The sequence below is a fragment of the Pseudoalteromonas sp. UBA2102 genome (assembly GCF_002331165.1).
Classification (GTDB): Bacteria; Pseudomonadota; Gammaproteobacteria; order Enterobacterales; family Alteromonadaceae; genus Pseudoalteromonas; species Pseudoalteromonas atlantica.
Genome location: NZ_DCYU01000043.1, coordinates 19,425 through 38,791 on the forward strand (window position 1 = coordinate 19,425; position 19,367 = coordinate 38,791).

Here is a 19,367-nt window from a genome sequence, read left to right on the forward strand (position 1 = left end):
CTATAACACAACCTGAAAAAGAAGAGTTTGATTTAATAAAGGTTTCATCAGAGCAGGGGGTGGTAATTCATAAAATACAAAGTAAACCAAGCTATGACTCACTCAGTTTAGTAGCACTAACTAACGGAAAATATAATGGCCAGTTAAAATGTGATGCGCCAGTAACCACAACGCTTGCAAGTAAGCTAAAGGCCTGTTTTAAAAGCGTACCAAGCTATTTAGAAACTCGCGATTTTTCAGTTAATTAAAAAATTATAGCAGCGCTTTAGCTTAAAAAGCGCTGCTATATAAATTACTTAACGTTAAGAGCATATACATTTGCCTGAACGTATTCGCCGTTTAACAATTTTATTTGCGTTAAAATGCGTGAGTACGCATCGCCTTCAAATTCATCGAGCACATGCCAGTGATCTTTTAAATTAGTTGAGCTAAACACATAGCCTTTTATCTCTTGGCCTGTTTCGTCTAATACCAGTGCAGGAAAGCCCATTTTGGCGCCCCAGCCCTCGTTAATTAAATTGCCAACCACACTGCCTTGCTCAAACGTACCGCCAATATTGGCAAGAATATGTTCGTTCGGATGCCCTGGGCACAAGGTGCCATATACAAATAACGCTTCTAACACGTAAACTCCTAAATTAAGGCTAATGATTATGTTTAACTAAGCTAAAGCTTAACTAAATATGAAAAAAATCCCGAGTGAAACTTTACTTTTTACAATGACACCCAACTTTATTTTTGCACTTTACGCAATAAGCATCTACTTTTTTAATTGGTTCATCAAAAGCTAGGTGCTACATGGCTATTGCAAGAAAACGCCAAATCAGTTTGGCAGATACAAAATATTATCACTGTATTTCGCGCTGTGTACGCCATGCCTATCTATGCGGCGAGGATTCATTAACGGGTAAATCCTACGAACATCGAAGGGGCTGGGTAGAACAAAAACTATTTAGTCTCGCTAAAATATTTTGTATTGATATATGTGCTTACGCAGTTATGAGCAATCACACCCATGTTGTGCTTTATGTTGATGATAAAAAAGCAAATAGATTAAATGACAAAGCCATAGTGCTGCGCTGGCATAAGCTTTGTAAAGGCACACCCCTTACACAAAAATTTTTACAAGGTGAGGCGCTTAGCAATACAGAGCGATACTTTTTAAGCCAAACTATTATTCAATACAGAGAAAGGTTATCTAGCATTAGCTGGTTTATGCGCGTTTTAAACGAACACATTGCTCGTAAAGCAAATAAAGAAGATAAATGCACTGGCCGATTTTGGGAAGGGCGATTTAAATCACAAGCTCTTCTCGATGAAGCAGCCCTTGCAGCTTGCATGGCTTACGTTGATTTAAACCCAATAAGAGCAAAAGTAGCTAAAACCCCCGAGTGCTCAAACTTCACCAGCGTGCAAAAGCGTATTCAGGGCGCTAAAAATGCAAAGCAACCCAAACAACTTTTAAAATTTGCAGGTAAGCCCCGTAAATTTATGCCAAAAGGTTTACCGTTCGAGCTTAAATATTACCTCGAATTAGTTGAGCTCACAGGGCGCATTATTCGCGATAACAAACCAGGTTTTATTGAAAACACACAGCTCCCTTTATTAGAAAGAGTAAACATATCGCCAGAGAATTGGTTAAAACTCACTACTGATTTTACACGCGTATTTCATGGCGCTGTAGGTAAGCCGCAATCACATGTAAGTTACTGCGAGCATTTAAATAAAAAGCGACGAGTTAATTTTAGTAATTGCGAAAAGCTACTAGCCTAAAAAACCCTTCTTTCATTTAAAAAACAGCCTAAATGCTGGTTTCAGCGTGCCCTAAATTTAGTTAACTACATAAATAGCAGCACATTTTTAAAATAACCGCAGTATATACCTTTTAATATGCCTTGAGCTTACGTGTTTTTAAATTAGGCATTTAATTAAGTCGATTTTTTGAAATAATTAAAGTGAGTGTCATCTTAAGTAAATTATATTTTTGTGAAGAATTTAAGATGGGTGTCATTTAATTGAGTTTATAGTCACAGCCACCTTTCTGATACATGCAATGAAGGCTACTATATTAAATTTTATTACTGTAATAATAGGTAGATAAATTTATTGAAATTTTTATTGGATTATAAGGACCTAAAATGGTTAGCTTAATATCGGTTCTATTGGTCATTTTGTTTTGCCTTAATCTCTTTAGTGCACTTAGAGTTGGTGAGATTTTTCTTCCTGGCTATCGTTTGAAAACAAATAAGAACATGAGTGTTTTTGAATTAAAGCAAGAATGTAATAAACAGTTTTCACTTGGTACGTGGTGTAAGGAAGGGGAGTCTGGTTTTTTAACTGGTGTCGTTTTTAGTGTCACTGCTATTTTTGTGCTTATGTATATCTTAATTAAAAGCATTTGAAATGGGTGTCATTTTAATTTTAATTGTTTTCTTATTTAGCAGTAACAATCCCTATATTAGCCAAATTAATAATCTACAAGTCTATTTAAAACAAAAAGGCCGCAGTAAATAAATACTACGGCCTTTGTTTTTAGCTAAACTTTTTTAAACTAGCTAAGTTTAGTAAGCGCCTGCGCTGTAAATAAGCTCATAGCTGTGGCTGTAAATCTCAAGGATGTTACCAAACGGGTCTTCCATGTAGATCATGCGGTACGGCTTTTCGCCAGGGTAGTAGTAACGTGGCTCTGGCATACGTTTTTTACCACCTGCAGCAACAATACGCTCCGCTAAGCCTTCTACATCTGGGTCTTGTACACAAAAATGGAAGATACCGGTTTTCCAGTATTCAAAGTTGTCTTTAGGGTTTTCTTGGTCTTTAAATTCAAAAATTTCTACACCAATGCGGTCGCCTGTTGAAAGGTGCGCTATTTTAAATTTTTCCCAATTTGGACCAAATACATCGGTGCACATTTCGCCAATGGGGCTGTTATCTTCAGTGATCACGGTAGGCTCCATTATGGTGTACCAGCCCATCACCTTAGTGTAAAACTCTACGGCTTTTTCAACATCCGGTACTGAAATACCAATGTGCGAAAAACTACGTGGATATGTATGACTCATAATGCTTCCTCTTTAACTGTGATTAGTTGATGGAGTTAGTTTACGAACCCGTACTTATTAAGTAAAATTATCATTAATCATCATTTTGAGTACGCTTTGTAATGATAAACCCGACATGGTTAAACACGTTTTGTACGTTGGTTGAGGTAAATCATTTTACCCAAACCGCCGAGCGCTTATTTATGACCCAATCGGGCGTAAGTCAGCATATTAAAAAACTAGAGCAGCAAGTAAACTGCGCGCTATTAGAGCGCCACGGCAAACAATTTACCCTTACCGTGCATGGGCAAAATTTGTATCAGCAAGGCAGCTTGTTATTAAAAGAATGGCAATTTTTAGAACAACAATTAAACGATGACCCGCCTTACAGTGGCCTAGTAAAAATACAATCGCCTGGTAGTTGTGGGCTACAATTTTATAGCCAATTATTAGCATTACAGGCTGAGCATACCGAGCTTAATATTGATTATCGCTTTGCACCTAATACCAGTGTAGAGCAAGCGGTGGCAAACCACAGTGCCGACATAGGCTTTTTAACCCAAGCCCCCACGCTTAGCGAAGTTACCAGCCACAAAATTGGTCAAGAAGCTTTATTATTAGTAACCCCAGCACATATTAAGAACCCAACATGGGAGGTTTTATGTGAGCTTGGCTTTATTGGCCACCCCGATGCAAAACACCACGCGCAGCTATTACTTAGCGAAAACTACAGTGAGTTTGAACATGTTGATCAAATTAAGCGTACGGGGTTTTCTAACCAAATAAGTTTAATACTCGAACCAGCAAGTTTAGGGCTAGGTTTTACTGTTTTACCTGCCTATGCGGTGGGCGCATTTAATAAACCAGCACTTATAAAAACGCACCATTTAGCTAATCCAATCAGCGAAAATATTTATGTGTGTCATCATCGTAACAGGCCAATGGCAAAGCGCATGCACACGGTAATTGAGGCGATAAAAGCGGGGGAATAATTTTTTAAAAAGGCAGTACAGCCAGCTTTAATTTACTGTACTGCCTTTTCGGTTTTAGCGTGTTTAAACCTTAGACATATAGGCGCTTACACACGCCTTATTTTTAAATACCAACCATAAAGTAAGCGCTATAAGGCCAATACTTAGCTGAATAACACCTAAGTTTTTAATTTATGCTGCGCGCTTAGGCTTTTGCTTAATAGCGAGTATGGTTTGCTTAGCTTGCAAATACACTTTGTGCACTGCAAAGGTTAATAAACTCATAAGTACCATTAAGCACAACGTTGGCCAAAACGACTGTGTATGATAACCAAACACGCCCATAAGCCAGCAAATTAGCACCCATTGAATAATGTAAAGGGCCGTTACATGTTTGCTCGCATATAAAAGGGCACGTGTAATAGGGCCATTAAATTTATTGGCAATGGCATATTCTATTAAGGCTAATGCACATAAATTTAAACCCACTAAATAAATAATACCGCCGCCATTTAAGTGAAAAAAGTTACCAAACTGGCCTTTAAAATCAATAAATAACCACACTGAACCAATCACTAATAATGCGGCCCCTAACTTTGCACACACATTAAATAAATACGCAGCATTATGTTGGCTATTTATATATACACGCCCAAGTACGTAGCCGGTTAATATAGCGCTTATCCACGGAAATACCGGAAAATAAACTTGGTAGTTATTAGCAAAAAACAAATCGCTAATGTAAGGCGAAAGCGCAAACTGCTGCCCCCTTACAAACTGGCTTACAATTGCAATAGCCATGGCTAAACATGCAATCCATGTGGTTTTCCAGCGGGCAATATTAAGCGTACCAAACAGCACTAAGCTCACCCCAGCAAGTTGTAAAATATCACCGGTTAACACCATAAATTGTAATTGCCCAGCACTAAGCGGGCTTTGCCAGCCATAGGCATTTATAAATGCCTCGGGCATGGTATTAAATACTTCAATGGGTAGCCAAAATTTTGCCGCATTCATTAAATAAGCAAGGAGTAAAAGCTGTATACCACGCTTAATTAATAACATGGGGGTTTGCCTGCGCGAAAGCGCCATAGACAGCCCCATTGCCACCAAAAACGAGGCGGTGCCTTTGCCAAGTATATGAATAACAGCGCCAAATAGGCTCTCACTTTGAAGCGTTGTGCTCGAGTACATCCATAGGGTGTGTACCAAAATCATAATAAAAACGCTCGCTCCTCGGGCAAGGTCTATCGTTTTAAGACGTGTGTTCATTGGTTTTAATATCCTTTTTAGGGCAGGTTTGGCATTTGCTGTAACCAGCTAAATAACAACGACAGCACGTTAAGCGACCGGCCGTTAATTTAAATGGGGTGTTTAAATTAAAGTGATTGCTGATTAAATTGTGTAGCTGCTGATGGCAATGTGTAGTGTGATCAGCGCTTGCTAAATTTAAGCTATGGGCGCGCTCAAATGCGCTGTTAAGGGTGTCGATTAATAAGCGCCCTTGCTCTTTTTTTCCCAGCGCATAATCGGTATTTATCCACTTTCCTACACAGCTAATAAACTCAATAAGTGCATTGTTTTGCTCAGCTTTACTTAATATAGGCGCACCGCTGAGGTTAAACCCTCGGCTATAAGCGCCATTAATTTTAAGCTGTAATTGCGTGGGGTTATGTGCATTTTGTTTAGAAGTATGCCAATAACAATAGGCATACATAGTTTGCCAACAAAGCTGCAAATATAAATGCCGACTAATAAATTGCCCAGGCGCATGTGGGTAGTGCGCCTTGCAATGAATCGCTAATGTGCGCACTAAATCTAAGCTTGGGTGAGCCGCAGTAGCTGGCTCACTTGGGCAAAATAAAAAGTGCGCAAGGGTTACAGACTTAGCCATACAGCTTTGCCGATACTGGGTTATTTAAACTTCCGGCAAACTGTAAACTGCCTGCTGGGTCGGTTAAATCAACCATTTGTTTATTATTGCCAAGCTGCAAGCGGTTTAAGCAAGAGTGTGCAAATTCATCACTAAAAAAGTCATACTCTTTAAAACGCGCATTTAAGGCAGGGTTAGCCTGTTGATACGCTTTAACACTTTGCGCAACGCCGTGCCAAAAGTCGTGCTCGGTAATGCGCTCTTCTCTTACTAAAATAGCCACTAGGTATCTAAAAAAGCAGTCAAACACATCGGTAAATATGCTCAGTAACTCAAGCTCTTTTGGCATAGCAATATGAATACGCGAAACCTCATCAGGTAAAGGTTCAGTGCTATTAAGCAGCGCTACTTCTTCGCCGATGTCTTTCATGTAAGCGCCAACAGGGACTGAATTTTTAAGCTTTAAAATGAGATTTTCGCCGTGGGGCATAAACACTAATTTATGGGCATAAAAACAATGCACTAACGGGATAAGATAGGCGTTAAAATAGTGTTGTAGCCAAGCATGTGTGCTTAAACCACTTTGATCTATTAATGCACCTGCCATACTTTTACCGTTGTTATCTAGGTGCAGTAGTGCGGCCATGGTGGTGAGCTGCTCATTATTTTGTAAGTTATGGTTTGGGTTCTCGCGCCATAAACAGGCAAACATTTTACGATACGGTGTATCGCCCAATGCGCTTTGCTCAAAGGTATGATGCGCATACCCTAAGGTGGCGTACTCTCTAAGTGCTGTAAAATTGCACGCGCTAAGCGTGGGGTCGTAGTTTACTTTATTAAATACCCAATCATTTATAGCCGGGGTTACCGCCATATAAGCGCGCGAAAGCCCGCGCATAAAACCCATATTTAAAATAGACAGCGCCACTTTTAAATACGGCTTATGCGGGTGTGAGCAGTTATATAAGGTGCGAATAGATTGTTGCGCTTGATATAAATCGTCGCCTTCACCTAAATACACTAAGCGGTTATTGGCAAACTCGTTGGCAAACACCACACTTAATTTATGTTGGTATTGCCACGGGTGGGCAGGCATAAATAGGTAGTCGTCGGGGTTTAGGTTTTGCGTTTTTAGCGCTTTGTTAAACGCATTACGAGTGGTTAAATCAAGCTCGCCACTAATATGGCTTGGGTAATCACTAAAGTATTCACTATAAGCAAAATCACATACTGTTTTGTGCGCCGCTAACCACAGCACTTTAAACGGTTTACCCACCTCTGGCGCATAGCGTAAAAAGTCGCTTTTGCTAAAACCAATTCGGCCATTATTAGCCACAAACGCAGGGTGGCCTTCGCTCATTGCAGCCTCTATTTGTTGCAGCCCTAATTGCGCAAGTTCGGCTGCGCTAAGAGTGTTGTTTTCGCGTTTATAACAGGCACTCGCAAGAGTGGCGTTAAGCTCTTCAAGGTAGGTGGCTAAACGCTCGCCAGTTAAACCCAGTGCAGGGCCTTGCACACTAAAAAAGTGCAGTACATCAAGCGCTACTTGCTCGTTGTTAAGGTTATAAAAGCATAAGCTTGGCTCGTCTATATCTATGTGGTTAAGCGCCATAGCACGGCCATTAAATATAAAATAACCCCCTTCAATATTTACTTTAAAACCTTGTGGGGTTTGCTCTGCAACCAATAAGCGCTCGTGTACCAGTTCGCTAATGGCTTTACTTTGTAAGTGCCTGTTAGCCCACTGCCAGTGGTCAAACTTTACATAGTCGGTGTTTATTGGCGTTTGCGCTTTGTGATGTAAATTAACATGCGTTTCAAATGCAGCTTTATTACAAAACCCAAGGTAGGCGTTTTTATCACCCAGGGTTATTTGCTTAGTATGCACAAAGCCTAAACGCTTATTTAAGGTATGAATTTTACTATTGGCAATATCGGGCTCTACTACTACGCGTGCATCGGCATTATGAGTAAAAATACTGTGCAATACGCACTGCATTATTTCAAAACTAAAATGGCGTTTAGGCTGTGTATTTGGGGCAAGTAAAATATGCATGCCGGTATCGTTTGGCAGTACCTCATAGGCAGCTGCGAGTAGCTTGTCGTGCTTTGGGCTGTAAAGCTCAACTAAGGCAAGCAGCTCATTATTTTGCTCAATAACATAGGCATGATGGTGCGGGTTGTTAATTATATCTTGGTAGGCGCTGCACATTTGCTCGGGGGTGTGTTTACTCATACCCCAAAAATGGGCGTAAGGTAGTGTAAGCCACTGGCAAATTATGGGCATATCGCTTTGCTGTAGTAACCGCATAGTCATATTACCTGTGTGTTGTAACGTGGTTACAAAAGATGAAAAATACATAAAAACTCCTAAATCTTTTTAATTATTAAGTGGCTGTGTGTGCAGCTTGGCCAACAAATTTAACGCGCCATAGAAAAATAGCGCCAAGGCTTGCAAAGCCAATGGCAGCAAAGTAAAAAGGCACGGTGGTATTAAAATATTCCACACTCATACCCACTAATAACGACGCTAAAATAACGCCAATATTTTGCGCAACATGCACTTTGGCAAAATCACTGCCGTAGTGAGAAGGCTCGCTTTTAGCAAATAGCATCACTTCTAATAAAACCATGACTTGAAACAGCGCTATACCGTATAAAACGCGAGAGCTGACAACTAACCACACCGACTCTTGCGCCTGTAAATAAAGCCCAATAGCGCCAAAAATAAGAGCACACAACAATGTACTGGTGCGGCTAAGCGTAGGAAAAGGTAAGTGCTGCCTAAAGTGGTTAAACAACAGCATAAGTAGGGCTGCAAAAGCAGGAATGGCGTACACAAGCGCACTTTGAAATGCACTGCTTTGTGCGCTCATTCCTTGCCAATGGGTAGTAAAAAACGGCCTAATTAAAAACGCACTAAAGTAAACAACCACGCTTATAAAGCAAAATTGCCAAATAAAATACGGTGTACGAGTACGTGGTTTTTCGCTTTCAATCGCTTGCTGATAAATACCTAACTTTAAGCTCATCATTAAATAGGCGCACAGCAGCACTTGTATTACATCGCCCGCAGCACTTAATAACAATGCATAACGCGGTGCATTTATACTAAAAAAGTACCCGCCCACTAACGCGCCGCCAATAGCACCAAAGTGCATAAGTACCGAAAACAAGCCAATAATAGAAAGATGCTTACTTTGCTGCTCTAAACGCAGTGCAAACGGGTAAATAAGCAGGTAACTGGCTTTGAGCACCAACATAAGCTGATAATAAAACCAAAATTCCCACACGTTAGTTGCAAAATAACAAAGCAAACCAAAGCAGGCGGCAATCACTTGCGTTACAAGCCAAAGAGCCAGCTCGTGGTATTTTTTGGCAACCTTTGCCCACAGGGGCAGCGCGAGCATAACGGTAATACAACAGTTAGCTACAAACACGCCAATAAGTGTGGGGTTACTTACAGAAAATTCGCTGGCAAAAAATTGCGGATAAAACGGCAGTAATAAGGTGTCGCACACTACCGAAATAACCGTAAGCAAAATAAGCGCTAAACGTAAACTCATGCGGCGTTACTCTTTTGCTGTGAATGGGTTTCTACATCGCTTAAATCAAAACACTGAAAAGCAATTTTTTGCTCAACCTGATACGGCGCATAACCGAGTATTTCGCGCAAAATTATACTGTTGCGATAACACGCCATGCCTAAATCGGGGGTTACAAAGCCATGGGTGTGCTGCTCTGCATTTTGTACAAATATACGTTTTTGTTCGCTATCTATTGCATACTCGCGGCTAACTAAGTAGCGGCCTTGTTCATCTTCTGGGAGTTGCTGTGCAATGGGGTTTAAAAAAGCAGGGCGCTTGTATTTAAAGCCTGTGGCACAAATTAAGTAATCGGTTTTTATTTCAAAGGCTTCATTTAGCTCTTGATGATAAAACTCAGTGACTAAGCGACCAGCACTTTTACGTGTATTAGTAAGCTTGCTGTTAGTTTTAAATGTGGTAGATATGGGCCCATCTAGGCTTTGCGCGTAAAGGGTGTCAAAAATGTCATTAATTAAATCGCCATTAATGCCTTTAAATAAGTTTTTTTGATTTTGATTAAGCCAATCTCGTTGCTCAGTTTTTAAATTATAAAAGTAATCAACATACTCAGGTGAGGTCATCTCAAGGGTGAGTTTAGTGTATTCCAGCGGAAAATAACGCGGCGAACGCGCAATCCAATCTAGTTGCAAACCTTGTGGCACAGCTTGTTGTAATAAGGTGTGATAAATTTCAGCCGCACTTTGCCCAGCTCCTACAACCGTAACGCGTTTAGCCGCTTTTAGCTCATCAAGGCGGTGGCAAAAATCGCTACTGTGCAGTACGTTATTAGAATTACTTTGCACTGCGCAATCAGGAATATATGGGGCAGGGCCGGTGCCAAGCACTAAGTGGCGCGTAACATAGTGTTGCTCCCCATTTGGGGTTTTACAGGTAACGGTATAGCACTCACTTTGCTGGCAAAATTCAACCTTTGTTACACTTTGCTCAAAGCTTACGTTGCTAAGCTGCGAGCACACCCACTGGCAATAGAGGTTGTATTCTTTACGCAGTAAAAAAAAGCTCTCGCGAATATAAAAAGGGTATAAGCGATTATTAAGCTTGGCATAATTTAAAAAACTGTACTTGCTGGTAGGGTCTGCAAGAGTCACCAAGTCAGACATAAACGGGGTTTGCAAGGTAACACCTTCTAGCATCATTCCAGGGTGCCAATCAAATTGGCTACGCTGCTCTAAAAATAAGCTTTTCACACCCTCCAGTGGCTCACTTAAACACGCTAACGATAAATTAAACGGGCCAAGGCCAATGGCTATAAAGTCATAAGGTTGGTTACTCATTATTTTTGCTCCTTGTACGTTTGCCACGCAATATTGCTAATTTGTTCAAGCACGGCGCGCACATCGCTCAATTGGCACAGGGCATTAAGTAACGTAAATTTAAGGTAATGACGGCCGTTAATTTTGGTGCGCGCAATCATGGCTTCACCAGTATTTAAGAATGTTTGGCGTACGTGCAGGTTTAGGGTGTCGAGTAAATCGGGGTTATGTTTTAGCTCCTCTGGCGCAAAGCGAAATACCAGCGCGCTGAGCTCTGGGTAATTTATAACTTCAAAATCAGGGTGGTCGTTAAGCACAATGTGGGTTTGACGAGCAAGGCCAATTACTTTATCGAACGCTCGCCCAAGTGGCGCTTCGCCCATGGTGCGCAGTGTTAACCACAGTTTTAAGGCATCAAAACGGCGTGTGGTTTGTAAGCTTTTATCAACTAAATTTGGTGTGCCATTGCCGGCCTCAGCAAGCGGGTTTAGATAGTCGGCGTAAAGGGTAATATGGCTAAAGTGGCGTTTGTCACTTAATAAAAAAGCACTGCAGCTAACCGGTTGCATAAACGATTTATGGTAATCAATGGTAATTGAATCTACTTGTTCTATGCCGTTTAAAGCACTTCGGTGATGCTCACTCACCAATAAACCACCGCCGTATGCGCCGTCAACATGGCACCAAAGCTGCTCTTTTTTAGCAAGTTTTGCTATGTCTTCAACAGGGTCAATTGAGCCAAAATCGGTTGTACCTGCGGTAATTACCACAGCGATAGGTAATTCGCCCTTAGCTTTAGAATCCGCAATTGCGTGGTTAAGTGCGTCCATATCCATTTGCATTTTATTGTTTGTAGCCACGGGCACTACCGCGTTATAACCAAGGCCCAGTAATGCCGCTGCCTTTTGAATACTAAAATGCGCAACCTCAGAGCAATAAATACGAAAACGAGAGGCTACTTCAGGCAAGCCTTGCAGTTTTACTTCATGATTAGGTGCATAGCGGCTCACTGCGACTTCGCGAGCAACAAGCATAGCCATTAAGTTCGATTGCGTACCACCACTGGTAAAAACGCCATCGGCAGTGCTAGGTAATTTTGCTTTTTCACAGCTCCAATCAATTAATTTTTGTTCAATAAGGGTCGCGCCAGCGCTTTGATCCCAGGTGTCTACCGACGTATTGATTGCGCCAATGATGTGCTCAGCCACAACCGCAGGGTACGTAACGGGGCAATTTAAATGCGCCATATAACGCGGATGATGAAAATAAACAGCGTGATCTAAATACACACTTTTAAGCTCGTTTAATACTGCAGGAAAATCAGCAAGAGGTTTGGCTAAATCTACATCATTTACAGTGGCGGCTAGCGTATTAACAGACACGCCAGAAAACGGCTTTTGCGCTTTAGCCATAGCTTGTTGTACAGCCGAAAGCCCCTGCAACGACGCTATTTGGTAGTTAATAAACTGATCGATATTGAATTGAGGAGGTAACCCGTTTTGCTCAAATATTGCTTTATTTTCGACAGGGCTGAGCTGCGCCGATTGTAATTGTGACATATTCGCTCCTTGGTTGTACTTGTATTGGGGTTGAGGATCTTAATAGTAACAATTTGCATTTACAATAATAATTAAGTGTTAGATATAGGTTTATTTTCGCAATTAGGAGTGACTGATTAGTTATAAGGAATTACTTTTAAAACTAACAAAGTGTATAAAATGAGCTATGAAAAGGTGCCAAAATGCGCGCTAAATAATCACAGTTTGTAAAATAGTGCGCTAGTTGAAATATAAGAGATGGGAGGGGTAGCTAAAAGCGAACGTATTATAAGTGTGCAGTACCACTATAAGAGGTAAACCCCCTTTACAACTCGGTTAAACCTTAAGTGCTAAAGAGGGATGTAAAAGAAAAAATGCAGCTTAATTGATATCTTCAAGCTTATTTTTTAAATCCACTAGATCGGTGGCTACGGTGGTTGGCTGAATTTCCCACGGATCAAAAATAGAATCCTCAGAGCGTTTTATCCATGCCCCTCGCATACCATGTGAAATAGCGCCGGTAATATCAAACGGGTTACTCGAAATAAGCCACGTGTTTGCGCCCGTTGAATTTGTTTCGCGTAAGAAATGGCTGTAAACACCTGGGTTTGGCTTAAATGTTTTCATATCGTCGGCACTTACAACGCCTTCAAAAAGCTCACTAATACCTGCAGTTTCGAGCAATTTATTAACCGCATCAGCAGCGCCATTTGAAAATGCAAACAACCGGTAGTTTTGTGCTTTAAGTTGCTCAAGCCCTTTTTTAACATCGTCAAAGGCCGGTAAAATTTTATACTGCTCAAGCAATTGCTGCTTTTGATCATCATTAAGCTGCGTTTTGTGCGCTAAACACGCGTAATCGAGGGCATGTTTGGTACATAACGAAAACGGTATATAGTTTTGCATCAACCCACGCCTAAACGAATACTCTAATTGTTTTTCGCGCCATGTATTTGAAAATTTTTGCGCGGTATCGCCTATCATATCTTCAAGTAAAGACAGCACGCCGTGAGTGTTTATAAGCGTACCGTATACGTCAAATGCGAGTGTGGTTGCCATGTTTGCTCCCAATAAATTTAAGATACTTGTAAGTTAATCGTTTTGAGCTTAACTTACTTTGAACGATTGCTCAAATTAATATGATTTACAACACAATTGCAGTGCCTATTATTTAAAAACGATACAAATTAAAGGACTAAATAACATAGTATGAAAATATATTTTTTAATTTATGACAAAGTTGAAGAGCTGGATTTAGTTGGTTCATGGGAACTAATAGGTCTGCTGGCAGAAAAGGGGTTATGTGAAAAACCCAAATTAATATCGCTAAATTCTATGACTCCCTCAGGTGAGCACGGCATGCGTTTTAGTGCCGATTATCATTTTACTGACCCAGTGCAGCCCGATGTATTATTTGTACCTGGCGGTAGTGGTGCACGTATAGCAATGGAAGATATTGACGTTATTAATTACCTTAAAAAAACAGCTGAAAACTGCCACAGTGTTTTATCTATTTGCACTGGTATGTATTTAATGCAAAAAGCGGGGCTATTTAAGCATAAAAAAGTAACCACCCACTGGGCTTTTTTAGAGCACCTTAAAAAAGATAACACTGTAACCGTAGTTGAAGATCGCTTTGTAAAAGATGGCAATATTTGGTCTTGTGCGGGTGTTTCAGCAGGTATGGATATGTGCCTTGCTTTTATTGCCGATTATTTTAGTGAAGATGTTGCCTCCACCATACAGTTAGACGCAGAATACTATCCGTCACCAATTATTTATGGTGACGCGCATAAAAATAGCGCCACATCTAATTACATTAAAAAGCTGCGTTAAAGCCCACTTTATAACTTTATGTTGGGCTTTGCTGCTCTTAACCCAACATACGCTTTGTAACCCCCCATTACACTTTGATTAAAAAAACACAAGGCGCTTGCAGCGTGCTGATTAAAATTAATAAAACTTATAGGTATCAAGCGCTAAAATATCCAGTTCAATATCACTAAAGAGTTTTTCAACTTGCTTGCCGCCTGCGCCCATAGCAGCAAAGAGTGGTAAAAAATGCTCTTGGGTAGGGTGGTTAAATAACACATGGGGTGCATCGGCTAAGTAATTTAAAAGTGCGGGCGTGTCTTGCGCTAAAAGCGTGTGTTCAACCCATTGGGTAAACGCTTTTACCATTTGTACACGGTTAGGTGTAGCAGGGGTTTTAAACACTTCTCGTAGGTTGTGGCTAATGCCGCCAGAGCCAATAATTAATATATTATCGTCACGAAGTGGGGCAAGTAACTGCCCATATTCATACATGGCTTTTGCGCCTAATTGAGTATTTATAGACACTTGTACAATAGGAATATTTGCCTGCGGGTACATTAAGCGCAGTGGTATCCATACACCATGATCCCAGCCTTGGCGTTCATCAAGTATTGCTGTAATGCCTTTATTTTTAAATAGCGTTGCAATATTACCCGCAAGCTCAGGATGACCTGGCGCAGGGTATTTAATGTTATACATATGCGCAGGGAAATTGTAAAAGTCGTGAATGGTTTCAGGCGCTTGCCCTGCGGTTATTACAATATTATGAGCCGCTTCATCGTTAGCCATATCAAAGTGCGCCGAAAATATAACAATAGCGCGTGGCGTGTTGAGTGACTTGCCAAGCGCTTTTAAAAAGTCAGACGTTGGCGATTGCTGTACGGCCATAATAGGTGAACCGTGAGAGATAAATAGTGCAGGTTGAGCCATGGTAATACCTAAGGATTTTATTAATATATCCTTATTTTATTGGCTTTTATTTTGTTAATAAATAAAGCGCGCATTGAGATATTATAAATACAGTATTGTTAAACTGATTTTTATTTGCCCCCACGTTAAAAAGCCGATGCGTAAACATCGGCTTTTAAATTAACACTAAATAAGCAATATGGCGTGTTAGTAGTTAATTGCACCACCATCAACGTTAATACATTGTCCGGTCATAAAGTCGCTGTCTTCGCTGGCTAAAAAGTAAATAGGGCCAAGTAAGTCTTCAGGCTCCATTGCACGTTTAATTACTCGTGAGCCTAGTGTGCTATTTTTAGCTTTATCAAACTGTGCGTTATTTTTAACGCCTTCGCTTTCGGTTAAGCCAACTAATAGGCAGTTAACTAAAATATTATCGTTAGCAAGCTCAGTGGCCAACGCACGTGTTTGCCCAACAACCGCGCCTTTAGATGCCACATAATGGCAAAACATAGGTGCACCGCGTAAAAATGTACCCGATGCAATGTTAATGATTTTACCACGACCTAATTTACGCATGCTAGGCAACACTGCTTTGGTACACTGAAAAGGCCCACGGGCATTTACGCGCATAACTAAATCCCATTCGTCTTCAGATATTTCCCAAAATGGTTTAAGCTCAAGCGCAGCAAATATAGCAGCATTGTTAACTAATATTTCAACCGGGCCAAATTCAGCTTCGGTTTGTTTTACCATGGCATCTAACGATTCACTATTCGTTACATCTACTTTGCAGCCTATTGCTTGGCCGCCAGCGGCAATAATTTCAGCTACAGCTGCGCTTGGGTCGGCTAAATCAGCAAGCACAACTTTAGCGCCTTGTTGAGCTAAACCTTTTGCATAAGCAGCGCCAATACCTTGTGCTGCACCAGTAACGATGGCTACTTTGTTGTTTAATCTTTTCATGGCTTTATCTCTTAGTCATTAATAAAAATATAAGCGTGCTTATTCACGTACAGCGATACTGCATTATTAATAAACCCGACTTGGCGTTAGAATGGATAAAAAGAAGCGTGATTGCTGCAGTAGCACGTATTAACTCCATTTTGTTGTAAATAAATAGTTATTTACGCAAAAAAATGTGTTTATAACGCTATAAAAACTCACTAACTGTGCAAAAATGCGATGTGTGGACTTTAACTGTTTTTATAAACATAATTAATACGATCTTTATTTAAAAATTATAAACAAGGCATTGCTAATAATGGATAAGCTAACCACCATGAAGACTTTTGTAAGTGTTGTACAAGAGGGGTCTTTTTCTAAAGCTGCCGATAAGCTCGACATATCGCCGCAACTTGTTAGCAAGTATGTGTCTGCGCTAGAAGAGGGGCTTGCTACCCGATTACTGCACCGCACCACGCGCAAAGTAAGCACTACCGAGGCGGGAGATCACTATTTTACCCGCTGCTTACAGGTGCTAGACGATATAGACGACATGGAAAATTCGCTCGATAACCTAAACGAAAATGTCTCTGGTGTGCTCAGTATTAGTGCCCCTATGTCGTTTGGGGTAAAGCACTTAGCACCGCTATTGGTTGAGTTTCAAAAGCGTTATCCAAATTTAAAATTGGATCTAAACCTTACCGACCAGTTTGTTGATATTGTTGAGCAAGGTATTGATATAGCGCTGCGCATTGGGGTTTTAAAAAGCTCATCACTTATTGCTAAAAAAATAGCGCCTATTAGGTTAGCGGTGTTTGCCTCTCCTTCTTATTTAGCGCAGCACGGCACGCCTACTACCTTAGAAGAGCTGCAATCGCATAACTATTTACGCTACGCACACACCGAGCCCACAAAAAAGCTACGTGGAGCGAACGAGCTTAAAAACGAGTTAAAGCTTGAAAGTAACCTAGTTGCTAACAATGGCGACCTGCTACTCAATGCCGCTATAGCAGGTGGCGGTATTGCCATGCAGCCAACATTTATAGCTGGTGAGGCGCTGGCACAGGGTAAAGTAGTACGTATATTAAAAGACTACGAGCCTGAGCCAATAGGGCTTTATATGGTGTACGCAAACAGGCAGTTTTTACCTAGTAAAGTGCGCGCGTTTGTTGATTTTGCGAGCAATTATTACACCGATACACCTTATTGGGATTTAGGAGAGTGAGATGTCAATCACCAACCAATTAGCGTTATTTGTTGATGTAGTACAGCAAGGCACATTTGCAAAAGCCGCGGCGCTGCACGATATGGACAACTCATCGCTTTCAAAGCAAATTAAAAAGCTAGAAAGCAGTTTAGGTATTCAGTTACTTAATCGCTCTACGCGATCCTTTTCGCTTACCTCCGCAGGGGAGGAAATACTCCAGCAAGCGCATATTTTAATTGATACGCTCAGTGATATTCATAGCATTGCCGACTCCTACCAAGCAAAACCTAAAGGTATTTTGCGCATTACCTCGGGCATGTTTTTTGGGCAGCAGTATGTGCAGCCTGCCATTAATTTATTTATGCAAAAATACCCTGAGGTAAAAATAACCCTCATGCTTGATGATAAGCGCAACGATATTATTGCCGATCATTACGATTTAGCATTTAGAATTGGCAAATTGAATGACTCCAATCTAATGGCAAAAAAAATATCTGACATGCACTTTGCTTTGGTTGCCTCTAATGACTTTATTGCACGCCATGGTATGCCAAGCACACCCGAAGAACTTATCGCCTTACCTGCAGTGGTTTATGGCAATGGCGATGTAAGCCTAGATCAAATTAAATTAAGCACCCAACCTCATGGTGATGAATACAAAACTCATAAAATGAAAGGCAACTATAAGGTAAGCGATGTACGCGCCATGCTTGATGCCACAAAAGCGGGTTTAGGGTATGTGATGCTAGATTTATTTAACCTAGAAAAACCCATAGACGAAATGGGGCTAGTGCCGCTATTAACTAATTATAAGCTTAGCGCATCGGGCACCGGTATTTATGCGCTGTATCCGCACCGTAAACAAACACCACTGGTGAGCGAATTTATAAAAACTGTACAAGAGTATATTGGCAGCCCTGCATTTTGGGTAAAACATATTCCTAATTACAACCAGTTATATAAATAATAGCCACAAAAAAGCCCCGTTAGGGGCTTGGGTATACTCAAAAAAACTATATTAGCTAAAGGCCTTAAAAGCCTTCTAACACCACTTTACCTTTAGCGGTTTGCGATTCAAGGTGCTGATGCGCTTTGCGTAAATTGGCTGCGTTAATTTTACCTAAGTGCTCACCTACCGTGGTTTTAATCTGCCCTTGGTCAATCATAGTGGCTACGTTGTTTAAAATAACGTGTTGCTCTTGCATGTCGTCGGTTTTAAATAACGAGCGAGTAAACATAAGCTCCCAATGTACCGACACGCTTTTGTTTTTAAATGGCACAATATTAAGTGTTTCAGGGTCATCAATAAGGGCAAATTGACCTTGTGGCTTCACTACTTTTTCAATTTCAGGTAAGTGCTGCTCTGTATTGTTTAAGCTAACAACGTAATCCACTTCGCTTAAGTTTTTAGCTGCAAATTCTTCACTTAACGGGTTACGGTGATTAACAATGGTATCGGCACCTAAATCTTCTAACCACGAAATTGTTTCAGCACGAGAAGCACTAGCAATAATATTTAATTTAGTACGCTGCTTTAACAGCTGCACCATTATTGAGCCCACCCCACCGGCGGCACCAATAACTAAAATGCTTTTAGAATCATCGTTTTTAGCTACGTTTAAACGGTCAAACAATAATTCCCACGCAGTAATGCTGGTAAGCGGCAATGCGGCGGCTTCCCCATACGAAAGCGAGCTTGGTATATGGCCAACAATACGCTCATCAACTAACTGAAGCTGCGCGTTACTGCCTGAGCGCGTAATGTCGCCTGCGTACCATACTTTGTCGCCTGGCTTAAAAAGCGATACGTTTTCGCCAACCGATTTAACAACCCCAGTTGCATCCCAACCAATTACTTTATACTCGCCCTCAGCTGCTGGCATTGCTTGGCGAATTTTAAAATCAACCGGGTTAACCGATACCGCTTTAACTTCTACTAAAATATCGTGGCCGTGTGCTGTTGGCGTTTCAAGTTCAATGTCTTGTAATGATAATTCGTTTTCGATAGGTAAACTTTTTTGATATCCAATTGCTTTCATGGGAGTTGCCTCGTTAGCTAGTTAATACTCTGTGTTGATGAGGCTATTTTGGCTTTATCAAGAGTATTAAAAAAGAGACAAAAAGCCCAATTATTATGGAAATAAAACTCCATAATAAAATAGGTAAATAATTAAAATTTCATTGCACATAGCTGTTATCGTTTTAAATTA

At 40.7% G+C, this 19,367-nt stretch carries 17 protein-coding genes and 1 pseudogene; 6 read left to right on the plus strand and 12 right to left on the minus strand.

Features of this window, described 5'->3' with window-relative positions; translation table 11 throughout:
• Window positions 1-248 (plus strand): annotated as a pseudogene (locus B2R65_RS05235) (hypothetical protein); the annotation flags it as partial.
• 44 nt (window positions 249-292) lie between these two features.
• Here the strand turns inward: B2R65_RS05235 and B2R65_RS05240 are convergent.
• Window positions 293-625: a gamma-glutamylcyclotransferase family protein gene (locus B2R65_RS05240; RefSeq protein ID WP_004586271.1), complete on the minus strand. Its 333-nt coding sequence runs from the start codon at window positions 623-625 to the stop codon at window positions 293-295.
• 173 nt (window positions 626-798) lie between these two features.
• On the opposite strand from B2R65_RS05240, the gene B2R65_RS05245 reads away from it, so the two are divergent.
• The gene (locus tag B2R65_RS05245; RefSeq protein ID WP_286741449.1) at window positions 799-1,773 is read left to right on the plus strand and encodes a transposase; all 975 of its coding nucleotides are present in this window, start codon (window positions 799-801) and stop codon (window positions 1,771-1,773) included.
• A 788-nt stretch (window positions 1,774-2,561) separates the two neighbouring features.
• On the opposite strand, the gene B2R65_RS05250 is transcribed toward B2R65_RS05245, so the two are convergent.
• Window positions 2,562-3,062 carry a lactoylglutathione lyase family protein gene (locus tag B2R65_RS05250; protein WP_054982007.1) on the minus strand — a complete coding sequence of 167 codons (501 nt, stop codon included), beginning with the start codon at window positions 3,060-3,062 and terminating at the stop codon, window positions 2,562-2,564.
• 101 nt (window positions 3,063-3,163) lie between these two features.
• On the opposite strand from B2R65_RS05250, the gene B2R65_RS05255 reads away from it, so the two are divergent.
• Complete coding sequence (locus B2R65_RS05255; RefSeq protein WP_286741451.1) at window positions 3,164-4,033, plus strand: LysR family transcriptional regulator; 870 nt, start codon at window positions 3,164-3,166, stop codon at window positions 4,031-4,033.
• A gap of 171 nt (window positions 4,034-4,204) precedes the next feature.
• Here the strand turns inward: B2R65_RS05255 and B2R65_RS05260 are convergent, their stop codons facing one another.
• From B2R65_RS05260 to B2R65_RS05290, 7 genes are all read right to left on the minus strand, one after another.
• Window positions 4,205-5,284: a heparan-alpha-glucosaminide N-acetyltransferase domain-containing protein gene (locus B2R65_RS05260; RefSeq protein WP_286741453.1), complete on the minus strand. Its 1,080-nt coding sequence runs from the start codon at window positions 5,282-5,284 to the stop codon at window positions 4,205-4,207.
• Window positions 5,268-5,906 carry a hypothetical protein gene (locus tag B2R65_RS05265; RefSeq protein WP_286741455.1) on the minus strand — a complete coding sequence of 213 codons (639 nt, stop codon included), beginning with the start codon at window positions 5,904-5,906 and terminating at the stop codon, window positions 5,268-5,270. The genes B2R65_RS05260 and B2R65_RS05265 overlap by 17 nt, the downstream gene beginning before the upstream one ends.
• Complete coding sequence (locus tag B2R65_RS05270; RefSeq protein ID WP_286741456.1) at window positions 5,899-8,247, minus strand: GNAT family N-acetyltransferase; 2,349 nt, start codon at window positions 8,245-8,247, stop codon at window positions 5,899-5,901. The genes B2R65_RS05265 and B2R65_RS05270 overlap by 8 nt, the downstream gene beginning before the upstream one ends.
• 25 nt (window positions 8,248-8,272) lie before the next feature.
• Entirely contained in the window at window positions 8,273-9,451 is a 1,179-nt protein-coding gene (locus B2R65_RS05275) for an MFS transporter (protein ID WP_286741458.1), read from the minus strand.
• Entirely contained in the window at window positions 9,448-10,767 is a 1,320-nt protein-coding gene (locus B2R65_RS05280; RefSeq protein WP_248462074.1) for a lysine N(6)-hydroxylase/L-ornithine N(5)-oxygenase family protein, read from the minus strand. Before B2R65_RS05280 ends, B2R65_RS05275 begins: the two co-directional genes overlap by 4 nt.
• On the minus strand, window positions 10,767-12,305 hold the full coding sequence (locus B2R65_RS05285; RefSeq protein WP_286741460.1) for a pyridoxal phosphate-dependent decarboxylase family protein: 1,539 nt from the start codon (window positions 12,303-12,305) through the stop codon (window positions 10,767-10,769). The genes B2R65_RS05280 and B2R65_RS05285 overlap by 1 nt, the downstream gene beginning before the upstream one ends.
• 360 nt (window positions 12,306-12,665) lie before the next feature.
• Window positions 12,666-13,343 (minus strand): haloacid dehalogenase type II, encoded by a 678-nt coding sequence (locus B2R65_RS05290; RefSeq protein WP_286741462.1) that lies wholly within the window; start codon window positions 13,341-13,343, stop codon window positions 12,666-12,668.
• A 150-nt stretch (window positions 13,344-13,493) separates the two neighbouring features.
• Here B2R65_RS05290 and B2R65_RS05295 point away from each other — a divergent pair, with 150 nt between their 5' ends.
• The gene (locus B2R65_RS05295; protein ID WP_286741464.1) at window positions 13,494-14,120 is read left to right on the plus strand and encodes a DJ-1/PfpI family protein; all 627 of its coding nucleotides are present in this window, start codon (window positions 13,494-13,496) and stop codon (window positions 14,118-14,120) included.
• A 117-nt stretch (window positions 14,121-14,237) separates the two neighbouring features.
• Here B2R65_RS05295 and B2R65_RS05300 read toward each other — a convergent pair whose 3' ends face one another.
• The gene (locus B2R65_RS05300; protein WP_286741466.1) at window positions 14,238-15,029 is read right to left on the minus strand and encodes a DODA-type extradiol aromatic ring-opening family dioxygenase; all 792 of its coding nucleotides are present in this window, start codon (window positions 15,027-15,029) and stop codon (window positions 14,238-14,240) included.
• Window positions 15,030-15,215: 186 nt separating this feature from the next.
• On the minus strand, window positions 15,216-15,971 hold the full coding sequence (locus B2R65_RS05305) for an SDR family NAD(P)-dependent oxidoreductase (RefSeq protein WP_004586289.1): 756 nt from the start codon (window positions 15,969-15,971) through the stop codon (window positions 15,216-15,218).
• A gap of 298 nt (window positions 15,972-16,269) precedes the next feature.
• Between B2R65_RS05305 and B2R65_RS05310 the strand changes: the two genes are divergently transcribed.
• Together B2R65_RS05310 and B2R65_RS05315 are read left to right on the plus strand one after the other, a co-directional pair.
• Window positions 16,270-17,175, plus strand: a complete 906-nt coding sequence (locus B2R65_RS05310; RefSeq protein ID WP_248450141.1) for a LysR family transcriptional regulator — start codon at window positions 16,270-16,272, stop codon at window positions 17,173-17,175.
• A gap of 1 nt (window position 17,176) precedes the next feature.
• Window positions 17,177-18,124: a LysR family transcriptional regulator gene (locus B2R65_RS05315; protein WP_286741469.1), complete on the plus strand. Its 948-nt coding sequence runs from the start codon at window positions 17,177-17,179 to the stop codon at window positions 18,122-18,124.
• Between the two features lie 64 nt (window positions 18,125-18,188).
• On the opposite strand, the gene B2R65_RS05320 is transcribed toward B2R65_RS05315, so the two are convergent.
• A complete protein-coding gene (locus tag B2R65_RS05320) occupies window positions 18,189-19,196 on the minus strand; it encodes a zinc-binding alcohol dehydrogenase family protein (RefSeq protein ID WP_286741470.1) in 1,008 nt (335 codons plus the stop codon).
• Window positions 19,197-19,367 lie beyond the last annotated feature (171 nt).

Coding starts and splice junctions, on each gene's coding strand:
- B2R65_RS05295 (WP_286741464.1), top strand. CDS start 13,494: ATGAAAATATATTTTTTAATTTATGACAAAGTTGAAGAGCTGGATTTA.
- B2R65_RS05300 (WP_286741466.1), bottom strand. CDS start 15,029: ATGGCTCAACCTGCACTATTTATCTCTCACGGTTCACCTATTATGGCC.
- B2R65_RS05320 (WP_286741470.1), bottom strand. CDS start 19,196: ATGAAAGCAATTGGATATCAAAAAAGTTTACCTATCGAAAACGAATTA.
- B2R65_RS05245 (WP_286741449.1), top strand. CDS start 799: ATGGCTATTGCAAGAAAACGCCAAATCAGTTTGGCAGATACAAAATAT.
- B2R65_RS05260 (WP_286741453.1), bottom strand. CDS start 5,284: ATGAACACACGTCTTAAAACGATAGACCTTGCCCGAGGAGCGAGCGTT.
- B2R65_RS05305 (WP_004586289.1), bottom strand. CDS start 15,971: ATGAAAAGATTAAACAACAAAGTAGCCATCGTTACTGGTGCAGCACAA.
- B2R65_RS05250 (WP_054982007.1), bottom strand. CDS start 3,062: ATGAGTCATACATATCCACGTAGTTTTTCGCACATTGGTATTTCAGTA.
- B2R65_RS05285 (WP_286741460.1), bottom strand. CDS start 12,305: ATGTCACAATTACAATCGGCGCAGCTCAGCCCTGTCGAAAATAAAGCA.
- B2R65_RS05270 (WP_286741456.1), bottom strand. CDS start 8,247: ATGTATTTTTCATCTTTTGTAACCACGTTACAACACACAGGTAATATG.
- B2R65_RS05310 (WP_248450141.1), top strand. CDS start 16,270: ATGGATAAGCTAACCACCATGAAGACTTTTGTAAGTGTTGTACAAGAG.
- B2R65_RS05280 (WP_248462074.1), bottom strand. CDS start 10,767: ATGAGTAACCAACCTTATGACTTTATAGCCATTGGCCTTGGCCCGTTT.
- B2R65_RS05255 (WP_286741451.1), top strand. CDS start 3,164: ATGATAAACCCGACATGGTTAAACACGTTTTGTACGTTGGTTGAGGTA.
- B2R65_RS05275 (WP_286741458.1), bottom strand. CDS start 9,451: ATGAGTTTACGTTTAGCGCTTATTTTGCTTACGGTTATTTCGGTAGTG.
- B2R65_RS05265 (WP_286741455.1), bottom strand. CDS start 5,906: ATGGCTAAGTCTGTAACCCTTGCGCACTTTTTATTTTGCCCAAGTGAG.
- B2R65_RS05315 (WP_286741469.1), top strand. CDS start 17,177: ATGTCAATCACCAACCAATTAGCGTTATTTGTTGATGTAGTACAGCAA.
- B2R65_RS05290 (WP_286741462.1), bottom strand. CDS start 13,343: ATGGCAACCACACTCGCATTTGACGTATACGGTACGCTTATAAACACT.